This window comes from Corallococcus exiguus, from assembly GCF_009909105.1.
Lineage (GTDB): Bacteria > Myxococcota > Myxococcia > Myxococcales > Myxococcaceae > Corallococcus > Corallococcus exiguus.
In genome coordinates this window covers 142638-161612 of sequence record NZ_JAAAPK010000013.1, presented here as the reverse complement: position 1 = coordinate 161612, position 18975 = coordinate 142638, and the positions used below count along the sequence as shown (strand labels likewise).

The window sequence follows — 18975 nt, the reverse complement described above, 5'->3', positions numbered from 1 at the left end:
TTGCTGTCCGTTCGTTCCGTCAAGGCCTACCCTCGTGACATGGGCATCACGGAGCGCAAGGAGCGACAGCGGGCGGAGCTGCGGGAGAACATCCTCCGGGTGGCTCGCGACATGGTGATGAAGGAGGGGTTCGGGGCCCTCTCCATGCGCAAGCTGGCGGACGCGGTGGAGTACGCGCCCGCGACGCTCTACCTGCACTTCGAAAACCGCGACGCCATCGCGCGGGAGCTGTGCGTGCGCGGCTTCCAGGAGCTGCTCGCGGCGCTGGAGCCGCCGGCCACCGTGAAGGAGCCCGTGGAGCGGCTGTCACGCATGGCGGAGGCCTACGTGGCCTTCGGCCTGGAGCACCCGGAGACCTACCGCCTCATCTTCATGGAGGACCCCAAGCTGTCCGCGGAGCTCTTCCAGGACAAGCAGCACGGCGAGGGCCCCCGGTCCTTCGCATTGCTGGTGAGGGCCTTCGAGGACCTGAAGGCGGCCGGCCGGGCCCCGGAGGCCACACCCGCGGAGCAGCTGGCGGAGGTCTTCTGGGCGGGGCTGCACGGCATCATCAGCCTCAAGCTCACCTGCTCCGGGTTCCAGGGCTCACCGGCGGAGGCGCTGGCGCGAACCCTCGTCGCCTCGCTGGTGCAGGGCCCGAAGCCCGCGCGGCGCTCCCGGTAGCTTTCGCCTCCACCCGCCGGGTGGCGTCCCGCGACACGGCGCGGCCACGTGCCCGATACCGTCTTTTTACGTCGTGTATTGGATAGGGCCCTGTTTCATGGGGGAGGCTGGCGGGCGACCGAAGGGCCGCCGACTGGCATCCCGGTAACACGCCGTGTGAAGATTGGACGTCCCATGAAAAGGTCCCTTTCAACCCATCCCGGTGAGTCGGGCCAGGTGCTCGTGGAGTCCGCGCTGGTCATCCCGGTGATGGTGTTCCTCATCCTGGGCATCCTCCAGTTGGGGACGCTCCACCACGCGCGGCTGATGACGGAGTACGCCGCGTACCGGGCGGCGCGCGCGGGCATCGTCAACAGCGGCGACTGCGAGATCATGAAGAAGGCCGCCTACGCGGCGCTGCTTCCCACGCTGGGGCCGCCCAAGGCCAGCGCCAGCGGCAACCTCAAGGGCCGGGTGGACACGCTCATCAACGTGGCGAAGGTCCATGACGCGTACACGGTCGGAAGCCAGGCCGCCCAGAACCAGCGCTTCCAGCAGGTGGACCTGGAGCGCGTGCGGGTGGAGGTGACCAACCCCCGGCGCAGCCAGCTGCCCACCCTCTTCGCCTCCTACGGCTCACACATGCAGGGCCTGGAGGTGGACTACGACGACATCCGCAACGCGCAGGTCATCGAGGCCAACCTCCTCACGGTGCGCATCACCTACTTCTATGAGATGCGCATCCCGTTCGCTAACTGGCAGCTGCACGCGTTCTACATGGGCCGCGAGGCGCTGAACGGCCTGGCCATGCGGGGCGTCAACTTCACCACCCAGAAGGTGAACGGCGGCAGCCTCACGGACCACCTGGAGGACGCGGGCGCCGGCCAGAGCCCGGACCACAAGAAGATCCGCACGCTCGCGGACAGCAACGTCTTCGCCATCCCCGTCGTCGCGACCTATTCGATGCGCATGCAGTCCAACCTCCTCAACAGCGGCTCGCACGGTCCCAACGCGTGCGCCGTGGACGGCTAGCGTCTCCCCCGGCGCCGGCCAGAAGGACCCCCTCGATGTTTCGGATTCTGCGGAGGCTGCGGCGCGACGAGCGCGGACAGGCCATGGTGCTGGGGGTGGTGGTCATGCTGGTGCTGGCCGTCACCGTCATGGTGTCGGTGAACATCGGCCAGGGCGTGTACGAGAAGATCAAGCTGCAGGACGCCGCGGACGCGCAGGCGTACTCGCTGGCGGTGAAGGAGGCGCGGGCCTACAACTTCCTCGCGTACACCAACCGCGCGATGATCGTGCACTACTCCGCGATGCTCACGGTGATGTCCTACGTGAGCCACGCGGTGTACCTGGACCGCACCATCGGCGTGGCGGCCAAGTACCTGCAATACATCCCAGGCATCGGCGCCGTCTTCGCCGCCGTCTCCACGGCGATAAAAACGTGGAAGGTGACGGTGGAGACCATCTCCCGGTTACTCATCCCGGTGCTGACAGCGCTCAACATCGCGCTATGGCTGGCCCAGGAGGCGATGCTGACGGGCACCCTCTTCGACCTCTACACCTCCAAGGGGCACGGGAACGTCATCGAGACGACCGACCCGAAGGCGGTCGTCACCAAGGACATGGATTCAGGGGATTCCTTCACGAAGACCGCCACGGTCTCCGCGTTGTTCAGGAACTCGACCGACATCAACTACTCCAACGCCAAGAACTTCCTGCACGTCCTGGACGACGGCCCCTTCAGCAGCAGTCCCACCATGGGTGTGGACCCCACCGGCATGCTCACGCGGGGGAAGCTGGTGACGGGCAACAAGCTGTCGGATCCGAACATGGCCAAGTACCGCCTGCTGATGGGCAACCTGGCCAACGGCGTGCGCCGTCGGTGGACGGCCGAGGGCGAGGGGCCCATCCTCATCGGGCGCAGATGGGAGTTCCGGCTGTGCGTCGTCATTGGCGAGCTGCGCATCCGTAAGACGGCGGACAGTCAAATCAAGAGCTTCGACGAGAACTTCGAGAACAACCGCAAGGATCAGCTCTTCGCGTCGGACGACATCCGCATCGAGGTGCGCCCCACCTGCTTCATCTTCGGCTGGAGCGACGTCTTCCGGCTGCGCTTCCGGGCGGCGGCGGACAACCGGGGCGGCTTCCACCAGGAATACGGCTCCAACAAGACGGATGACCACCACCCCTGGATGGGCATCACGCCGTTCGTCACGTCCGACACCAGCTTCGTCACCCCCCGGCAGAACCACTTCGGCTACCCGTGCAACCTCATCGTCCTGGGCAAGGACATGGGCGCGGACCGCACCGGCAACAAGCCGGTCTACGAGCTGGAGAACCTGTCCCAGAACGCGTTCATGGAGGGCAGCGGCAGCGGCAAGTACGACAAACTCAAAGAGAACTCCGAAGAGGGCATCCGCGAGTCGTACCTGGACATGACCTGGCGGTACGTGGGCGGCAAGAAGGACACCTACGCGGCGGACTTCCGCGAGCGCACGGGCGGAATGATGGCCATGGCGGTGGGCCGCGCCATCTACCACCGGCCCAACGCGTGGAAGGAGGAGCCCAACTTCTTCAACCCGCTCTGGACCGCGCGACTGGCGCCCATCAACACGCACTGGGACGAAGACCACCTCAAGTGGATGGTGCCCGCCTGGGAGGACAGCGAATGGCTGCTCAACGGCATCAACTACTGACGCGGCCGGGCCGCCGCGCGGCGCGGGGTTCAGCGACGGTGGAGCTGGCGCTCCTGGCGCCGCTGCTCGTCGTGCTGGTCCTCTGGGCGAACTACTTCTGGGAGGTGCAGCGCGCGCGCCTGAAGATGGCGGAGATGGCGCGCTTCGTGGCCTTCGAGCGCACGGTGCGCCAGGACCTCAACGCCGTCGTCGCCGAGGCGAGGACGCGCTACCAGGACCTGGACGGCTCCACCAAGACGGGCACGCTGGGCACGGCCTACCGCAACGGGCTCACCATCAACGTCCAGGCCCAGAACGCGGAGGCGCCGCTCGAAGAGGTGGGGATGTCCGACATGGGTGCGCAGTCGGGCGTGGGGGGCATCGCGGCCGCCGCGGTCAGCGCGCTGGGCGGCTCGCCGGCTCAGCTGGCCCAGGACATGGGCTTCGACCCCAGCGTCGGGGCGGTCCAGACGGACGTGCAGATCCGCCTGGTCAACCGCATCATCCCCCGGGAGATCGCCCTCTACACGACGGGCTTCGACGGCAATCAGCTGGACCTCAACTTCGAGGAGCACTTCTACCTCTACCACGACACGTGGAGGGCCTGGGGGCCGGGTGAGAATCCCGCGCAGACCTATCCGCGCGTGGAGCAGCTCACGCACGACCGCTCGAGCAACATCGTCTACGCGGGCGTGAGCGGCGGGACGCTGAACTCCATCGGGTCGGTGCTGGGCGTGCTGGGGATCGACTTCCCCTTCTCCGATGAATACATCCGCCAGTCCGTGGTCATCCGCGAGGTGCCGGCCGCGGGCAACTTCAACGCGGTCCGGCCCACGCGCACGGTGCCCGGCGACGTGCTCCAGGCCGCCTACTGGCGCAACGACACGAGCTACTGCTACGGCAACTGCGAGCCCAACGCCATCAATACCAAGCGTGGCCTCTCCAGCTCCACCGGCCGGGATGCCAACTGGCCCATGCGCGCGTACCGGTGCCGGGGCAACTTCTTCCAGGGCGCCACCATCTCCAACGCGCCGGAATCCATCTACACGAAGTCCACCTCCGCGGCGGCGGCGTACTTCCACTACAGCGACGACGCCTGCACCCTCCCATGAGTGGGCTGACGGACCGCACGGGCGCGCTCACGCGCTGGCTGGGCCTGGGCGGACTGCTCGCGCTCGTGGCCACCGCCGTGGTGTTGAAGGATCCGCCGGCTCCGGCGACGGCGCTCCCGGCGAAGCCGCCCTCGCAGCCGGAGGTCGCCCTGCCCCCGGCGCCGCCGTTCCCTGACGCGGGCGTGGGCAAGTTGATGCGCGTGATGCCGTCCTTCCCCGGCGCGGTGATGGTGCCCATGGGCCGGCTGATGACCAATGGCAGCCCCATGGAGATGGGCTACTTCGACACGGATCATCCGCCGGGCGAGGTGCTGGAGTACTACGCGCGGGAGTTCCGGCTGCGCGGCCGCAACATCGTCACGCAGGACGACGGCTCGGGTGGCGGCTCCGTGAACTACTACGACGAGCGGATGGGCGCGCTGGTGGCCGTCACCACCATCCGCGCGGGCGGTGCCACGACGCGCACGCTGGTGTTCCCCTCGCTGGTGGAGGCGCCCGAGGGCATCCACCTGCAGGGGACGGCGCCCGCGTCGCTGCCGCAGCCTCCGGGCGTGGTGACGGTGCTGCGCCTGGACGAAGGCAGCGGCGGCGCCAGCGCGGGCAGCACCACGCTCACGCAGGTGGCGCATGGCACGCCCGCGATGCTCGCGGAGTTCTACCGGGCGCAGATGCCCTCTCGCGGCTACATGCCTTCGGGCGGGCGCCTGGCGAAGGGCGTGGAGCTCCTGGAGTTCGAGCGCCCCGGTGAGCGGCTGTCGCTGACGCTGTCGCCGCTCGACAAGGACGGTCCCCCCGAATCCCTCATCACGTTCGTGATGGAACGTGCCCCTCTTCCCCAGGAGTCGAATCGATGAATGGCTGGTTGTCGCGAGGCTACCGGTGGATGCGGCGTCCCCGTTCGCGGGGGCAGGCCATGGCGGAGTTCACGGTGTTGCTGATGGTGTTCATTCTCACCGGCGTCTCCATCACCACGTTCGCGCCGGATATGTTCGCGGCGCTCACCATCTACATCCGCGGCTTCTACTGCGTGCTGGGCTACCCCTTCGGCTGAGGCCCCGGCTCAGGGCACGGGCAGCCGGGGCAGCGTGAGCGGCACGGCGTCCAACATGGGACGGGCACCGGTGCCGCTCTTGCGCGCCGTCCAGGTGACCTCCGCGTCGCGCAGGGACTCCACGCCGAACACCGGCACCGTGGCCGCCGTCACCACGGTCACCTGCTCGCCGGACACCAGGCGGAAGGTCTGCTCCCGTCCCTTGCCGGCGAAGAGGCCGGTGCGCAGGTCGGTGTCGCGCTGGCGGACGGGCGCGCCCCGGAGCGCGGCGTGGTCCGCGACCAGGTCCACCGGAATGGCGACGGGGGTGTTGGGCGGCACGGTGATGGCCAGCCGCTCCACCACGGCGCGGCCGGTACCGGCGCGAGCCACCCAGGCGATGATGAGGGCGCGGGGCGTCGTCTGGTAGTCCAGCTCCACCTGGTAGAGCGTGTCGCGTTCGCGCGGCGTCTCGCCCACGACGGCGGCGCGCACGGGGAAGGTGACCTGCTTCGAGCGGACGGTGTATTCCACCCACGTGCCCACGACGGGCTGGAGCTGGCCGTAGAGCAGCAGCGGCGGCACCAGGGCGCGTGCCTCCGCGAGGCGCTCGGGGGCGATGGGCGGATCCTCGGGGGCGGGCGTTCCCGCGTCGGTGGTGGCCACCGTCGTGGTGGGAAGGGCGGGAGCGATGCCCGCGTCGGGCGCGGCGGACGTGGCCGGCGTGGCGGAGAGCAGCACGGCGGTGCACACGGGACACAGGAGGCGGCGCATGGGAACAGCACTATCGGTCCGGGGCTCCGCGCCGGACAAGTCCGGGGGACACATGGGACGGCTGCTGACGCTGCTCGCGTTGCTGCTCGTGGGCCTGGGGGCCCTGCCCGCGCGGGCGCAGGACGGCGCACCGGATGCGTTGTTCGGCCTGCCGCTCGTCGTGCGTGAAGGCGGCTGGGCGCGCTATGTGAACACGTCTCCGGACGGGCCTCCGGAGTTCGTGATCAAGCTGGGCGGTCCGGGACGCCACGAGGGCAAGCGTGGCCGCTGGGTCCTCATCGAGCTCGACGTACCCGCCACCGGACGCGTGGGCTTCGACTTCCTGGTGGAGGGCGAGCGCTTCAGCGCGAAGAGCGTGCTGCTCATGCGTTTGCGAGTGCCCGGCCGTCCGCCGAACGACACGCCCGCGCCGTTCAACAAACCGGGCGCCGAACGAAGGCCCCACCCGCTGCGGGAGACGACGGAGTTCATCGCCGGCAAGAAGCTGGCGGTGTCGGAGTACTCGTACGCCGGAGGCATCACCGCCCAGTGGTCCCCCAGCGTTCCGGTGCTGGGCCTGGTGCGCGTCTCCGGCACGCAGTCCTTCCAGTTGGAGGCCTTCGGCGTGGGCGGAGACCCGTGGAAGGACGCTACCGCCGCCGGGAAGTAAGGCCCGCCCCGACGAGCGCGGTCCGCACCGCGTCCTCGTCCGAGCTCGCGAGCCGAGCGGCCAGCAGCAGCCGCGTCCCGTGCCCCGCCTGGAGGCGCACGCGAGGCAGGTCGCCCGTCTCCCGCTGGAACGTGAACCACTCCAGCCGGGAGAACGGCGTGCGCCGCCCCAGCGAATCGATGAAGCCCGTGGGGCCCAGGAACAGCGCGGGCACTCCATGCAGGCCCACGCCCGCGAGCCACCCGGCGACGCCCAGGCAGAACGTGGCGAGCGCGGGCCGGCCCTCCGACGAGAAGAGCCGCAGGCCCACCAGCGCCAGCACCGCCATGGTCGCGAGCACCAGCGCATAGGTGCCCATCTCCGCGCGCGAGCGCAGCGCCAGGAGCCTTCCGCCACGCAGCAGCCCCACGAGCGCGCCCAGCGCCACGAGCGCCAGTCCCGCCGCGGCCACCGCCACGGCCAGCGCCATCATCCCGGGACGACCTCCCAGCTCCCGCGACTCGCGCACGAGCCACGCCGCGGAGCCCGTGAAGAAGGCCAGCGTCACGCCATGGAAGGCGGCCGTGGAGACGGGGCGCGTGGGGACCAGGGAACGACTCACCCGGTTGTCTCTACACCACCTGAGCCCCAGGACCCGAGCACCCACCCGGGAAACCTCCGGCATCCCATGGTTCCGGCACTACCAGAAAAAGCCGCTTTCAATGGATTTACATATCTCTTAGAATCTTTTTCGACGTCGCGGCCCCGGCGTTCCGGGGTCGATCACCCCCGCAGTCTCCAGGAGGTTCCGGATGCTTCGTCGCACCGCCCTGGCCCTCGTCCTGTGCGCCACGTCCTGCACACAGGCTGAAGGGCCCTCCGCAACAGAGTCCCCTCCCCCCGAACAGCAGGAAGTCCTGGGCCGGGCCGAACAGGCCGCCGAGTCCCTGGAGACGCCCGGTGAGGCGAACAGCATCCGCTTCCTGGAGCAGTCCTCCTTCGGTCCCAAGCTGGCGCGCGGCGTGGCCCCCGCGCCGGTGGGCACCGTGGAGCGCGTGATGTCCGTGGGCATCACCCAGTCGCTCACGGACCAGTTCGCGCTCCAGCCCGCCACGCCGTACGACGGAGAGAGCGCCCAGGACCTGGGCTCGCAGTTCTTCCAGCGCGCGGTGACGGGGGAGGATCAGCTCCGCCAGCGCGTGGCGTTCGCGCTCAGTCAGATCCTCGTCGTCTCCCAGAACGGCATCCCGGAGTCCACGAAGACGCCCTACGCGGACTCCAAGGTGGCGCTCGCGGGGTACATGAACCTGCTGTCGCAGCACGCCTTCGGTGACTTCCGCACGCTGCTGGAGGCCGTGACGAAGGACCCCGCCATGGGCCGCTACCTGGACATGGCGAACAACCGCGCCTTCGACAAGAACGGCAACCCCATTGACCCGAACGAGAACTACGCGCGGGAGATGCTCCAGCTCTTCACGCTGGGCACGGACAAGCTGAACAACGACGGCACCCCGCTGCTGGACGCCAGCGGCAACCGGCAGCGCGCGTACAGCGAGGAGCAGGTGAAGGCCTTCGCGCACGCCCTGTCCGGCTGGACCTGGAACGCCACGGGGTGTCCGGCCAAGGGCGCCGCCAACAATACGCCCGACTACAAGAACCCGCTGATGCCCTGTGACAACAACCACGACACGAGCAGCCAGACGCTCCTGCGGGGCGTCACCACCACGGCGGGCGGGAACAGCACCACGCATCTGACGCAGGCGCTGAACAACGTCTTCAACGACGCCAACGTCCCGCCCTTCATCAGCAAGCAGCTCATCCAGCACCTGGTCACGAGCAACCCGACGCCCAACTACGTCCGGCGCGTGGCCAACGTCTTCAAGAACGACGGCACCGGGACGCGCGGCAATCTCCAGGCGGTGGTGCGCGCCATCCTGGAGGACACCGAGGCGCGCGGCGCCCAGCCGGCCGTGGCGCTCAGGCCCGGCTATGGCCACCTGCGCTCGCCCGCGCTGTTCGTCACCAACGTGGTCCGCTGGTTGGATCCCACGCTGGACACGGCCACCAAGGACCCGGGGCTGAAGCTCAGCAACTGGAGCAAGTCGATGAACCAGTGGGTGAGCCGTCCGCCCTCCGTGTTCAGCTTCTACCCGCCCAACGCGCCGCTGCCGGGCGCGGACGGCCTGGTCGGACCGGAGTTCGCCATCCTGGACACGGCCACCATCACGGCCCGCGCCAACTTCCTGCACGAGTTCCTCTACGCCAACACCGCCGCCAACGCGGGCATCACCGTGGACTACGACCTCTTGCCGTCCACCAACCCGGAGCTGGTCGCGTACCTGGGCCGCTACTGGCTGCACGGCACGATGGCGCCGGAGCTGGAGCAGAAGCTGCTGACGTCGATGGGTGACAGCCGGGCGAACACGCTCATCCGCAAGAAGAAGCTGGCGCTCTACCTGACGCTCCTCTCCCCCTCCTTCCAGATCCAGCGGTGAACCCCATGACCACGACCCGTCGACAGTTCCTCCGGCGCGCCACGCAGGGCCTGGGATTCCTGGCCGCCGCGGCCGCCCTTCCCCGCTGGGTGGGCAACGCCCACGCCGCCACCATCGGTGGCTACTCCGGCAGCCGCGTCGCCGTCTGTGTCTTCCTGCTGGGAGGCAATGACAGCAACAACATCCTCATCCCGCGCGAGACGAACGCCTACGCGAAGTACCTGGCCGCCCGTCCCACCATCGGTCTGAAGACGGACCAGATGGACCTCATCAACCCCACGGACCTGGCCGCGGGCTCGTTCGCGCTGCCCAAGACGCTTTCGAAGCTGCGCGCGCACTTCGAGGCGGGCCGCGCCGCGTTCGTGTGCAACGTGGGCCCGCTGGTGCTCCCACTGACCAAGGCGGACTACCTGGCCGGCGGCACCACCGTTCCGGAGAACCTCTTCTCCCACAGCGACCAGCAGGACGCCTGGGCGAGCGCGCTGGCCAACCCTGGCTCCAGCACCGTCACCTCCGACATCAAGGTGACGGGCTGGGGTGGCCGCACGGCGGACAAGCTCCACGTGCTCAACACCAGCACGCCGCCGGACTACCCGGAGGTGACGTCGTTCGGAGGCAAGCCGCGCTTCTGCGCGGGCGTGGACCGCAAGCCCATGATGGTCGCCCCGGATGGCACGCTCGCGTTCCGCACCGTCAACACCCCGGCGTCGGACTTCGACCTGCTCCAGCAGGCGGCGCTGGCGGACGTGATGACGGTGCAGGATGGCAACGTGCTGGAGACGGCCTACGCGGGCGTGTTCACCACGGCGCAGACCTTCTCCGCCGCCCGCGCCGCCGCGCGCGACGCGGCGTGGGCCCAGTTGCCGCAGGCCACCCGCGACGCCATCGAGGGCTACTTCGTGCCCACGCTGCCGCCGGAGGACACCGTGAAGTGGACGCTGCACACGCAGCTCTACCAGGTGGTGCGCGACCTGGTGGCGGGCGCCATGCCGGTGAGCAACGCGGGCCTGGGCCTCAAGCGTCAGGTGTTCTCCGTGGGCTTCGGCTCCTTCGACACGCACCAGAACCAGGACGTGGACCAGCCGAAGCTCCTGGAGCAGCTGGACTTCGCGCTCGACGCGTTCCAGAAGTCGGTGACGTTGCTGGAGACCCAGGCCGCGTTCGGCTCCAACGCGCCGCAGGCCACGCTCTTCACCATGAGCGACTTCAACCGGACGCTGCTGGAGAACGGCGACAGCGGCACGGACCACGCCTGGGGTGGCCACGCCATCGTCCTGGGCAACCGCGTGGCGGGCAAGAGGCTCTACGGCACCTTCCCCAACCTGGACCTGTCGGGCTCGTTGGACGGATCCACGGACGAGCGCGGCCGCTGGATTCCCACGCTCACGGTGGAGCAGTACGGCTGGACGCTGGCCTCGTGGCTGGGGCTGAACACCGCCGCGGAGCGCGACTACGTGTTCCCCAACCTCTCCGGCTACCTGGCGGACGCGGTGGCGCGCAGCTTCCCGGCGCAGGCGCGCAAGGCCAAGGTGGGCTTCATGCTGGCGGACTGACGCCGGCATGAATGAAGAAGGCCGCGAGCCTCGCCGGGCTCACGGCCTTCTTCGCGGGCATGTGACTACTTCAGCTCCGCGAGCACGTCGAACACGGAGGGACGGTGCGGCTTCCAGCCCAGCGCGCGGGCCCGCTTCGCGCGGATGCGGCTGTTGGACGCGAGCGCCAGCCGCCCCAGCTCCACGCCCCAGCGCTTCTCCCCTTCCTGAAGCGGAAGGCTGCCCACGGGCAGGTGGAGGCTCTTGCCAATGGCCGTCACCACGTCGCGGAAGTTCGCCTCGCCGTTCTCCGCGAAGAAGAACGTGCCGGCCGGCGCGCGCTCCAGCACCAGGAGGTACAGGTCCGCCAGGTCCTCGATGTGCACGTTGGACCAGACGTTCTCCCCCTTCCCGATGTAGCGCGCCGTGCCCGTCTCGCGCGCGTACTGGATGAGCGGCGGCAGCTGCACGCTGTCCGGGTTCAGCCCCAGGCCCTTGCCGTAGATGAGGCACGGGCAGATGACGTTCGTGTGGATGCCGTCCTTCGCGGCGTCCAGCACCGTCTTGTCCAACGAGATGCGCGCCACCTTCTCCGGGACGGGCTCGATGGGCGTGTCCTCGTCGTGCACGCCCGCCGTCAGCTCGCCGCCCGCGTCGGTGGCGACGATGCTGGAGCCGCTGGTGTGGATGAAGTGCTTGCCGGAGCCCTTCAGCGCGGCGAGCAGCGCCTCCACCACCTTGCGCTCGTCCGCGGACGCCGCGTTGATGACCGCGTCGGATTCCTTCGCCAGCCGCGCGAGCGCGTCCAGGTCATCGAACGAAGCGACCGTCGCCTGGATGCCGCGCGCCTCCAGTTCCTTCGCCTTGTCTTGCGTCCGGGCGGTGCCCACCACCTGGTGCCCCGCCGCCATCAACCGCGCCGCCACCGATCCGCCGATGTACCCCGTCGCGCCCAACACGAAGACTTTCATGGTCCGCTCCCGTGAATGGGAGGGAACCTGCACTGTTCCCCCATGGACGGGTAGTGGCTTGCCGGGCACATGTCCTGTTCCTAGAGTTCTCGAATGACCCTCATCCAGGAGCCGCTCGCAGGGCTGGGTGCCTTCGTGCGCACGCTCGAAACGGGCAGCTTCAGCGCGGCGGCCCGGGCGCTCGGCGTGTCCCCATCCGCGGTCAGCAAGACGGTGGCCCGCCTGGAGGGCCGGTTGGGAGTGCTGCTCCTCCAGCGCGGCACGCGGCGGCTCCAGCCGACACCGGAGGGGCTGTCCCTCTTCGAACGGGGCCAGCGCATCGTGGCGGAGCTGGAGGCGGCGCAGGGCGAGCTGCGCGAATCGAAAGGCCCACGAGGCCCGCTGCACGTCACCGCGCCCATGGACCTGGGCCGTCACTGGCTGGTGCCACGGCTGCCGGCGTTCCTCGCCGCGTATCCCCAGATTCAGTGCGCGCTGGGGCTCACGGACCGCTTCATCGACCTGGTGGAGGAGCGCGTGGACGTGGGACTGCGCATGGGGGAGAGCGCGGACACGCGGCTCGTGCGGCGGCGGCTGGGAGAGTCTCGCGCCGTCATCTGCGCCTCGCCCGCGTACCTGCGCCGGCGCGGCACGCCGCGAAAGGTGGCGGACCTCCAGCGCCACGCGTGTCTGACCTACCTGCGCGGCGGCCAGCGCGTCCCGTGGCGGCTGGATGGCAAGGAGGTTGACGTGCCCGGCCCCTTCGCGTCCGACAACAACGAAGCGCTGCTGACGTTGGCGCAGGAGGGCGTGGGCATCGCGCGCATCCCGGAGTTCGTCGCCACGCAGGCGCTGGCGTCCGGAAGGCTGCGGGCCGTGCTCGGCGCGGTGCACTCGCCGGGGCCCGATGTGTTCGTCGTCTACCCGGAGCGCCGGCACCTGTCGCCCCGCGTCCGCGTGTTCGTGGACTTCGTGGCGGATGCGTTCGCGCGCGAGGAGGCCAGGCCGGGCACGAAGCCCCGGCCTCGCCGGTGACAGCGGTCAGTAGACCTTGTCGCCCTTCTCCACGCCGAAGGGAGAAGCCGGCATCTGGATTCCGTTCACCGTCGTCCCGCCGTTGTGGATGGCGGGGAACATGGGCTCCATGCTCTGCGGGAACCCGAACGCGGGCTTCGTGAGCTCATCCAGGCGCCCCATCTCCTCGGCCGTGAGCTTCACGTCGGCGGCCTTCAGGTTGTCCTCGAGCTGCGCGATCCGCCGCGCACCGATGATGGTCGAGCCCACGCCCGGCTTCGCCATGACCCAGGCCAGCGCCACGCGCGCCGGGGTGCTCTCATGCGCGCGGGCGATGGCCTCGAGCGCGTCGACGACGGTGTAGGTCTTCTCGTTCAGGTAGGGCTCGATGAAGGCGCCCCGGTCTCCCTTCAGCTGGCCCGCGTTCTTGCGGGTGTACTTGCCGCTGAGCGCGCCGCTCTTGAGCGGGGACCAGGGGGTGATGCCGAGCCCGTGCTCCAGGGCCATGGGGACCAGCTCCTGCTCCACGCTGCGCTCGAGCAGCGAGTACTCAATCTGCAACCCGATGAAGGCCGACCAGCCCCGGAAGCGCGCGGTGACGTTGGCTTCGACGACCTTCCAGGCGGGCGTGTCGGAGACGCCGAGGTAGCGGACCTTGCCGGCCCGGACCAGGTCCTCGAGCGCGGCCATCGTCTCGTCCATGGGCGTGTGCTTGTCCCAGTTGTGCAGCCAGTAGAGGTCGATGTAGTCGGTCTGCAGGCGGCGGAGCGAGTTCTCGCACGCCGAGATGATGGACTTGCGGCCGGAGCCGCCCCCGTTCGGGTCGCCGGGGTAGAGGTTGCCGCTGAACTTCGTGGCGATGACCAGGCGGTCGCGCCGGGCAGCGTGCTTGCCGACGTGGTCACCGAGGATCTTCTCGGAATGGCTCTTCGTGTAGAAGTTCGCGGTGTCGATGAAGTTGCCGCCCAGTTCGATGAACCGGTCGATGATGTGCTGGGACTCCTCCACGCTGGTCCCCCAGCCAAGGTCTTCACCGAACGTCATCGCACCAAGGCACAGCGGGCTCACGCGCAAGCCGGAGCGGCCGAGCGTCACGTAGTGGTCGAGAGGCATGGGGTCTCCTGGGGATGTGTTACCGTTTCAGGGAGGCCGAACTGGTTCAGCCTTGAACTGATTTAATTTTGTACCAATTTCCGCGCAAGGGCTCATGTCGAAGATCGACCCGGCGAAGATCTGGTCGCTGAACTACAACCTGCTGATGTCGGTCATCTCCGGTGTCTCCCCCGACATCGCCGGGCTGGGGTTGGACACGAAGGAGCTGTTCGTGCTGACGCAGGTGGAGGAGCACCCCTACCCGGCCGAGCTGGCGGCGACGCTGAGCATGCCGAAGCCGACGGTGACGGTGTACGTGAAGCGGCTGGAGGCGGCGGGCTTCCTGCGCCGGGAGATTGACGCCGAGGACCTGCGACGGCACCGGCTGCAGGTCACCCCGGCGGGTCGCAAGGTGGCGGCGAAGGGGCTCGCGATGCTGTCGGAGGCGTTCGGCGCGCGGCTCGGTCGCTTGAGTGCGGCGGAGCAGACCGAGCTCCGGAGCCTGCTCGAGAAGCTGAGCTGACGGCGGCTTGAATCCTGCCGCGCCCCTGGTGCGTAATCCCGGCCATGCAGACACGTCGCGCGGGTGAAGTGGTTCTGGGTGCACTGGTGTGCTGGATGCTCGCGGCCTGCGGTGGCGGCGACAAGGTGACGGTCCATGGGCACGTCACCAACGGAGGCGGTCATCAGTCGCAGAGACTCACCGACGGCGCGCCCGCACTGGCTGGGGACGGGACGGTCTCGGCGGCGGTCAAGGTGCGGATCAGCCGCGTGGTGGCGGCTGGCGATCTGACGACGCTGGCGGAGGCCGATGTCGCGGATGGCAGCTACACGCTGGAGCTGGACGACCCGGGGCAGCGGCTGATCATCGAGGCGGTGAGCGCATCCGGCGCAACGGTGGGCTCGGCGGTGCTGGACTCCACGACGCCCAGGCCCCAAGAGTACGTGCGCACGGCGCCGCCCATCACGAGTGAGTCCTCGCTGGAGGCGGAGGTCTTCGTGCAGATGGTTCGGGACGGGGACTCGCCGGACGGCGTGGACACGGTGGACCTGCGCGCGAGGCTGAACGCGGAGCAGGCGGCGGCGGTGCGTGGCCAACTCAAGGCGACGGCGGCGGAGTCGGTGGAGGCGCTGGGCGCGGCGGTGCGCGCGGCGCAGGCGACGCGGATCAAGGCGTATGCCCGGGCTGGCGTGGTCGTCACGCAGGAACAGCTCTTCAGCGCGTCTCTGGACGCGTCCGCGCGGTTGGACGCGACGCTGGATGCCGGCGACCTGTACGCGGAGGACGCGTACAACACGTTCTTCGCGGCGGTGCGCGCCGCCACGCCCCAGGCGAACGACGCGCAGGACCAGCAGGCGGAGCGCGAGGCCAGCGTGGCCTATCGCATGGCGGTGAACGCGCGGCTGTCCTCGGGAGCAGGAATCGCGGTCGCGGACGCGTCGGTACGGGCCGCGGCCGCGCTGGAGGCCCGGGCCACCGAAGCCGCCGTGAACGCCCTGCTCGAGGGCGCGGGCGCCACCGACGTGGCGGTGCAGGAGGCGAACTTCGCCGCCACGTTGCTGCGCTCGAACCTCTTTTCCGCCACGTCGGCCAGCGACGCCTCGACAGCCTGGGCGAGCTACAACACCCGCCTCGCTACCGGCGGCAGCTCGTCCGTGATGGGCGCGCAACTGGGAGTGACGAGCAGCAACTACCTCGCCTTCGATTCGGCGGTGCACGCGGGAGCGCAGGCGGGCACGACGCTCGAAGCCACGTTGGGCACGGTGATGGAACAGTCCGGCAAGGCATCCGCCACGGCGCTCTCGGACGCGGTGGTCAACGCCTTCGCCACCTATGACGCCGCGGTGCGAGGCGGCGCCACCGCCACCCTGGTGGCCTTCGGCCCCAAGGCCACCACCGGCGTGGAGCTGCTGATCATCTCCGAGGGCTCGTTCCGGCTGCGGTAGGTGTGGCCCCCGGGGCTGCGTCCATCCGGACGTGGCCTCGGTGTTGCTTCGGAACTGGCGACGGATGCGTCCACGAGGCCGAGATGGAAAACGTGCTCACGATCCAAGAGGCCTATGCGGCGATGTACGAATACCTCAAGGGGCTGTACGGGCTGACCCCTTCGGACGAACTGGGCGGCCTGCTGGGAAGCATGTCCCTGCTCGATGACGGCACTCCCGCGGACCCCGCCGTCTGGGCGGACTGGTTGCTCGCCGTGCAGAAGGCGCGGCAGGGCGCCGTCGACCTGCGCCTGAAGCTCAATCGGGAGTGAGTTCATCGGCGGAGCGGCTTCGCACCTGCTCCCGCTCCTCCCGCCGCAGCGAGCGGTCCAGCACGAAGTTCCCGAACGGCACCAGCGACGCGCCGAACACCGCGAGCGAACGGCGCGCCGTCCAGCCGTGTTCGGATGCCGCGCGGAACAGTGAGGACACGAAGAGCAGGAACAACAGCCCGTGGACGCTGCCTGTGATCCGCACCGCCAGGGGTTGAGCGAACAGGTACTTCACCGGCATCGCGATGAAGAGCAATCCCAGGAAGGACATCCCCTCCAGGAAGGCCACCCACCGCAGCTGTCTCAGCGCATTCATGTGTCCACCCAGGGCCAGCGCGGCCGGAAGACCATCAGCACCAGCACGCAGAAGAACGGCACGGCGGCCCAGAGCGCCCCCGCCACCGTGCGCCGCCCACGGGACGCCATGGCCACCAGCGCCAGCTGCGACACCAGAGACAGCGTCAACCCGCCCAGGATCCACGCCTCCGTCAACGCGATGTTGAACTGGAGCGTGAGCAGGTAGCCCGCCGTCCACGTCACCACCAACCCCGGTGACGCGATGGCGTGCACCGCGCGCTTGCGGTCCCGGGACTCCGTCGCGACCAGCGCCCCCACGAGCCCGCCGCCGTAGAGCACCACGCCCACGAACTTCAGCAGGAGCAGCAAGCGGTAGATCAACACCCCGTCACACGTCCCTGGCACGCCGTGGCGGCCATCGCCACGAAGCCCCGTCCGTATGACACGGGCCCCACGCCCACCGTAAGTGGCGGAAACGCCATCTTTCGACGACTTCCCGCCACGACTTACCTTGGCGGGAACCCACCAGCCCTGGCATCGTCCCGACATGCACACCGTGGCAATCGTCGCGCTGGACGGAGTGGTGCCCTTCGACCTCTCGATTCCCACCGAGGTCTTCCGCCATGTGCGGCTGCCCTTCGGCGGCCCCGGCTATCAGGTCCGCGTCTGCGGACTGACGCCGGAAGTCCACGCGGGCGCGTTCCGGGTGAAGACCCACTATGGCCTGGGCGCCCTGGCGCGCGCGGACACCATCATCCTGCCCGGCATCACGGATGTCTCCGGGCCCGTGCCGCCCAGGCTCGTGAAGGTCCTCCGCGCGGCCGCGGGCCGGGGCACGCGCATCGCGTCCATCTGCTCGGGAGCGTTCCTCCTGGCCGCGACAGGGCTGCTCGATGGGCTGCGCGCGACCACGCACTGGATGGCCACGGAGGAGCTGGCCCGGCGCTTCCCGTCCATCCAGGTGGATCCGAATGTCCTCTACGTCGACAACGGCCAGTTCCTCACCTCCGCGGGCGCGGCGGCGGGGCTGGACCTCTGCCTGCACATGGTGCGGCGCGACCATGGCGCCGCGGTGGCGGCGGACGCTGCGCGGCTGGCCGTGATGCCGCTGGAGCGCGACGGCGGCCAGTCCCAGTTCATCACCCACGTGCCTCCCGCCCCCGAAGGCGCGTCGCTGGAGCCGCTCCTGCACTGGATGGAGGACCACCTGGACCGGCCACTGACGCTCCCAGCCCTCGCCCGGAAGGCGGCGATGAGCGAGCGCACCTTGAGCCGCCGCTTCCGGGAGCAGACCGGCACCACTCCTCTCCAGTGGCTCCTCCACGCCCGCGTGCGCCGCGCCCAGTACCTGCTGGAGACCACCGAGCAGTCCGTGGAGGCCGTCGCTGAAGAAGTGGGCTTCGGCTCGCCCACCTCTTTCCGCGAACACTTCCAGCGCTTCGTCACCACCAGCCCCCTCGCCTACCGCCGCGCGTTCCGGGGAGCAGAACGCCTCAGTGCTGGTGGCCGAAGCGCACCTCCACCGCCGGGTGCGCCGCGACAAAGGCGCGCAGCTTCTTGAAGCTCTCCACGCCCCGGGGCCCGTCGTCCGTGAAGGAGCCCGGCTCCACGTCGTGCTCCCAGCCCCAGCGCGTGTGGCTGGCGTCGCCCAACAGCAGCACCGGCCCCTTCGTGGAGCGCACGAGGTACGCGGTGCTGCCCGGCGTGTGCCCCGGCACCCAGAGCGCCCACACGGAGCCGTCCCCGAAGACGTCCACCGCGCCGTCGAAGAGGCCCTTCGGGTCGGCCGTGTAGTTCCACTCCGACAGCGCCGGCTTGCCCTCCAGCGCGCGGTCCGTGGCGCCCTGCACCACCAGGTTCCGGAAGGCGCGGAGGCCCGCCTCACCCGGGCCGGTGTACACGGGCGTCCCCGCCGGTGCGTCCGCCATGCCGCTGATGTGGTCCGGGTGCAGGTGCGTGAGGAAGACGCCAGAGAGCGGCTGGGGCTGCTTCGCCAGCCACTCGCCCAGCGGCGCCAGCACCGTCATCTTCTCCATGTGCATCGCGCTCGTGACGATGCCGCCCAGCGCCGCGCGGTCCGGCGCGTCCCGCAGCGCCGTCTCCACCCCGGTGTCCACGATGTACATGCCCTTCGTGGGATGACGAATCGCGTGGAAGAAGACCTGCACGGGCTCGTCCCCGTCCTCCAGGTGCGCCGCCTTCGCCGTCGGGTGGTCCAGGTTGATGAGGCCGCTGCGATTCACGGACCAGTCGCACGAGGTGACGGTCTCCAACTCCACCGGCCCGGGCACGTCCAGCTCCGCGAGCAGCGCGTCCGCCGGCCGCGTCACGCCGAGCGCGGACTTCTGGACGCCGTGCGAGGACGTGGCGCAGCCGGTGGCGAACCCAGCGACACAGAGGCAGAGCGCGAGCAGGGAGGACTTCATGACGGACACCTTCTTCCTTCCGGCGCAAGGCACCGGGCGTTCGGGAC

Annotated in this window: 21 protein-coding genes; 14 read left to right on the top strand and 7 right to left on the bottom strand. The window is 69.5% G+C overall.

Annotated features, from left to right (window positions below; translation table 11 throughout):
- Window positions 1-39: 39 nt before the first annotated feature.
- The 6 genes from GTZ93_RS36500 to GTZ93_RS36475 all read left to right on the top strand — a co-directional run bounded on the left by GTZ93_RS36500 (window position 40) and on the right by GTZ93_RS36475 (window position 5483).
- Window positions 40-663, top strand: a complete 624-nt coding sequence (locus GTZ93_RS36500) for a TetR/AcrR family transcriptional regulator (RefSeq protein WP_167548618.1) — start codon at window positions 40-42, stop codon at window positions 661-663.
- Between the two features lie 174 nt (window positions 664-837).
- Complete coding sequence (locus tag GTZ93_RS36495; protein WP_139919033.1) at window positions 838-1674, top strand: TadE family protein; 837 nt, start codon at window positions 838-840, stop codon at window positions 1672-1674.
- 35 nt (window positions 1675-1709) lie between these two features.
- Complete coding sequence (locus tag GTZ93_RS36490) at window positions 1710-3341, top strand: pilus assembly protein (RefSeq protein ID WP_139919034.1); 1632 nt, start codon at window positions 1710-1712, stop codon at window positions 3339-3341.
- Window positions 3314-4432 (top strand): pilus assembly protein, encoded by a 1119-nt coding sequence (locus GTZ93_RS36485; protein ID WP_257979217.1) that lies wholly within the window; start codon window positions 3314-3316, stop codon window positions 4430-4432. Before GTZ93_RS36490 ends, GTZ93_RS36485 begins: the two co-directional genes overlap by 28 nt.
- Window positions 4429-5286 carry a hypothetical protein gene (locus tag GTZ93_RS36480; RefSeq protein WP_120580980.1) on the top strand — a complete coding sequence of 286 codons (858 nt, stop codon included), beginning with the start codon at window positions 4429-4431 and terminating at the stop codon, window positions 5284-5286. The genes GTZ93_RS36485 and GTZ93_RS36480 overlap by 4 nt, the downstream gene beginning before the upstream one ends.
- On the top strand, window positions 5283-5483 hold the full coding sequence (locus GTZ93_RS36475; RefSeq protein WP_139919035.1) for a hypothetical protein: 201 nt from the start codon (window positions 5283-5285) through the stop codon (window positions 5481-5483). Before GTZ93_RS36480 ends, GTZ93_RS36475 begins: the two co-directional genes overlap by 4 nt.
- A 9-nt stretch (window positions 5484-5492) precedes the next feature.
- Here GTZ93_RS36475 and GTZ93_RS36470 read toward each other — a convergent pair whose 3' ends face one another.
- Window positions 5493-6236: a hypothetical protein gene (locus tag GTZ93_RS36470; protein ID WP_139919036.1), complete on the bottom strand. Its 744-nt coding sequence runs from the start codon at window positions 6234-6236 to the stop codon at window positions 5493-5495.
- Here GTZ93_RS36470 and GTZ93_RS36465 point away from each other — a divergent pair.
- Entirely contained in the window at window positions 6235-6885 is a 651-nt protein-coding gene (locus GTZ93_RS36465; protein ID WP_257979218.1) for a hypothetical protein, read from the top strand. The two genes, GTZ93_RS36470 and GTZ93_RS36465, sit on opposite strands and share 2 nt — an antisense overlap.
- Here GTZ93_RS36465 and GTZ93_RS36460 read toward each other — a convergent pair.
- The gene (locus GTZ93_RS36460; RefSeq protein WP_233597257.1) at window positions 6866-7486 is read right to left on the bottom strand and encodes a hypothetical protein; all 621 of its coding nucleotides are present in this window, start codon (window positions 7484-7486) and stop codon (window positions 6866-6868) included. The genes GTZ93_RS36465 and GTZ93_RS36460 overlap by 20 nt on opposite strands.
- A 190-nt stretch (window positions 7487-7676) precedes the next feature.
- On the opposite strand from GTZ93_RS36460, the gene GTZ93_RS36455 reads away from it, so the two are divergent.
- The gene (locus tag GTZ93_RS36455) at window positions 7677-9359 is read left to right on the top strand and encodes a DUF1800 domain-containing protein (protein WP_139919037.1); all 1683 of its coding nucleotides are present in this window, start codon (window positions 7677-7679) and stop codon (window positions 9357-9359) included.
- A 5-nt stretch (window positions 9360-9364) separates the two neighbouring features.
- On the top strand, window positions 9365-10912 hold the full coding sequence (locus tag GTZ93_RS36450; RefSeq protein ID WP_139919038.1) for a DUF1501 domain-containing protein: 1548 nt from the start codon (window positions 9365-9367) through the stop codon (window positions 10910-10912).
- 65 nt (window positions 10913-10977) lie between these two features.
- Here GTZ93_RS36450 and GTZ93_RS36445 read toward each other — a convergent pair whose 3' ends face one another.
- Window positions 10978-11862, bottom strand: coding sequence for an NAD-dependent epimerase/dehydratase family protein (locus GTZ93_RS36445; protein ID WP_139919039.1), 885 nt, complete (start codon window positions 11860-11862; stop codon window positions 10978-10980).
- A gap of 93 nt (window positions 11863-11955) precedes the next feature.
- Between GTZ93_RS36445 and GTZ93_RS36440 the strand changes: the two genes are divergently transcribed.
- Window positions 11956-12876 carry a LysR family transcriptional regulator gene (locus tag GTZ93_RS36440; protein ID WP_139919040.1) on the top strand — a complete coding sequence of 307 codons (921 nt, stop codon included), beginning with the start codon at window positions 11956-11958 and terminating at the stop codon, window positions 12874-12876.
- A 6-nt stretch (window positions 12877-12882) separates the two neighbouring features.
- Here GTZ93_RS36440 and GTZ93_RS36435 read toward each other — a convergent pair whose 3' ends face one another.
- A complete protein-coding gene (locus GTZ93_RS36435; RefSeq protein WP_139919041.1) occupies window positions 12883-13968 on the bottom strand; it encodes an aldo/keto reductase in 1086 nt (361 codons plus the stop codon).
- A 94-nt stretch (window positions 13969-14062) separates the two neighbouring features.
- On the opposite strand from GTZ93_RS36435, the gene GTZ93_RS36430 reads away from it, so the two are divergent.
- The 3 genes from GTZ93_RS36430 to GTZ93_RS36420 all read left to right on the top strand — a co-directional run bounded on the left by GTZ93_RS36430 (window position 14063) and on the right by GTZ93_RS36420 (window position 16205).
- Window positions 14063-14470: a MarR family winged helix-turn-helix transcriptional regulator gene (locus GTZ93_RS36430; protein ID WP_167548617.1), complete on the top strand. Its 408-nt coding sequence runs from the start codon at window positions 14063-14065 to the stop codon at window positions 14468-14470.
- 44 nt (window positions 14471-14514) lie between these two features.
- Window positions 14515-15894, top strand: coding sequence for a hypothetical protein (locus GTZ93_RS36425; RefSeq protein ID WP_139919042.1), 1380 nt, complete (start codon window positions 14515-14517; stop codon window positions 15892-15894).
- An 83-nt stretch (window positions 15895-15977) separates the two neighbouring features.
- Window positions 15978-16205, top strand: coding sequence for a hypothetical protein (locus GTZ93_RS36420; protein ID WP_139919043.1), 228 nt, complete (start codon window positions 15978-15980; stop codon window positions 16203-16205).
- On the opposite strand, the gene GTZ93_RS36415 is transcribed toward GTZ93_RS36420, so the two are convergent.
- Window positions 16192-16521, bottom strand: a complete 330-nt coding sequence (locus GTZ93_RS36415; RefSeq protein ID WP_139919044.1) for a DUF3817 domain-containing protein — start codon at window positions 16519-16521, stop codon at window positions 16192-16194. The genes GTZ93_RS36420 and GTZ93_RS36415 overlap by 14 nt on opposite strands.
- The gene (locus GTZ93_RS36410) at window positions 16518-16886 is read right to left on the bottom strand and encodes a hypothetical protein (protein WP_139919045.1); all 369 of its coding nucleotides are present in this window, start codon (window positions 16884-16886) and stop codon (window positions 16518-16520) included. Before GTZ93_RS36410 ends, GTZ93_RS36415 begins: the two co-directional genes overlap by 4 nt.
- Before the next feature lie 163 nt (window positions 16887-17049).
- Here GTZ93_RS36410 and GTZ93_RS36405 point away from each other — a divergent pair, with 163 nt between their 5' ends.
- Window positions 17050-18063: a GlxA family transcriptional regulator gene (locus tag GTZ93_RS36405; protein WP_120579206.1), complete on the top strand. Its 1014-nt coding sequence runs from the start codon at window positions 17050-17052 to the stop codon at window positions 18061-18063.
- Here GTZ93_RS36405 and GTZ93_RS36400 read toward each other — a convergent pair.
- Window positions 17996-18928: an MBL fold metallo-hydrolase gene (locus tag GTZ93_RS36400; RefSeq protein ID WP_139919046.1), complete on the bottom strand. Its 933-nt coding sequence runs from the start codon at window positions 18926-18928 to the stop codon at window positions 17996-17998. The two genes, GTZ93_RS36405 and GTZ93_RS36400, sit on opposite strands and share 68 nt — an antisense overlap.
- Window positions 18929-18975 lie beyond the last annotated feature (47 nt).

Excerpts from the sequence above, each read along its gene's own strand:
- GTZ93_RS36425 (WP_139919042.1), top strand. The coding sequence starts at position 14,515 with ATGCAGACACGTCGCGCGGGTGAAGTGGTTCTGGGTGCACTGGTGTGC.
- GTZ93_RS36450 (WP_139919038.1), top strand. The coding sequence starts at position 9,365 with ATGACCACGACCCGTCGACAGTTCCTCCGGCGCGCCACGCAGGGCCTG.
- GTZ93_RS36430 (WP_167548617.1), top strand. The coding sequence starts at position 14,063 with ATGTCGAAGATCGACCCGGCGAAGATCTGGTCGCTGAACTACAACCTG.
- GTZ93_RS36420 (WP_139919043.1), top strand. The coding sequence starts at position 15,978 with ATGGAAAACGTGCTCACGATCCAAGAGGCCTATGCGGCGATGTACGAA.
- GTZ93_RS36440 (WP_139919040.1), top strand. The coding sequence starts at position 11,956 with ATGACCCTCATCCAGGAGCCGCTCGCAGGGCTGGGTGCCTTCGTGCGC.
- GTZ93_RS36480 (WP_120580980.1), top strand. The coding sequence starts at position 4,429 with ATGAGTGGGCTGACGGACCGCACGGGCGCGCTCACGCGCTGGCTGGGC.
- GTZ93_RS36415 (WP_139919044.1), bottom strand. The coding sequence starts at position 16,521 with ATGAATGCGCTGAGACAGCTGCGGTGGGTGGCCTTCCTGGAGGGGATG.
- GTZ93_RS36485 (WP_257979217.1), top strand. The coding sequence starts at position 3,314 with ATGGCTGCTCAACGGCATCAACTACTGACGCGGCCGGGCCGCCGCGCG.
- GTZ93_RS36400 (WP_139919046.1), bottom strand. The coding sequence starts at position 18,928 with ATGAAGTCCTCCCTGCTCGCGCTCTGCCTCTGTGTCGCTGGGTTCGCC.
- GTZ93_RS36495 (WP_139919033.1), top strand. The coding sequence starts at position 838 with ATGAAAAGGTCCCTTTCAACCCATCCCGGTGAGTCGGGCCAGGTGCTC.
- GTZ93_RS36475 (WP_139919035.1), top strand. The coding sequence starts at position 5,283 with ATGAATGGCTGGTTGTCGCGAGGCTACCGGTGGATGCGGCGTCCCCGT.
- GTZ93_RS36405 (WP_120579206.1), top strand. The coding sequence starts at position 17,050 with ATGCACACCGTGGCAATCGTCGCGCTGGACGGAGTGGTGCCCTTCGAC.
- GTZ93_RS36455 (WP_139919037.1), top strand. The coding sequence starts at position 7,677 with ATGCTTCGTCGCACCGCCCTGGCCCTCGTCCTGTGCGCCACGTCCTGC.
- GTZ93_RS36490 (WP_139919034.1), top strand. The coding sequence starts at position 1,710 with ATGTTTCGGATTCTGCGGAGGCTGCGGCGCGACGAGCGCGGACAGGCC.
- GTZ93_RS36500 (WP_167548618.1), top strand. The coding sequence starts at position 40 with ATGGGCATCACGGAGCGCAAGGAGCGACAGCGGGCGGAGCTGCGGGAG.
- GTZ93_RS36435 (WP_139919041.1), bottom strand. The coding sequence starts at position 13,968 with ATGCCTCTCGACCACTACGTGACGCTCGGCCGCTCCGGCTTGCGCGTG.
- GTZ93_RS36445 (WP_139919039.1), bottom strand. The coding sequence starts at position 11,862 with ATGAAAGTCTTCGTGTTGGGCGCGACGGGGTACATCGGCGGATCGGTG.
- GTZ93_RS36465 (WP_257979218.1), top strand. The coding sequence starts at position 6,235 with ATGGGAACAGCACTATCGGTCCGGGGCTCCGCGCCGGACAAGTCCGGG.
- GTZ93_RS36470 (WP_139919036.1), bottom strand. The coding sequence starts at position 6,236 with ATGCGCCGCCTCCTGTGTCCCGTGTGCACCGCCGTGCTGCTCTCCGCC.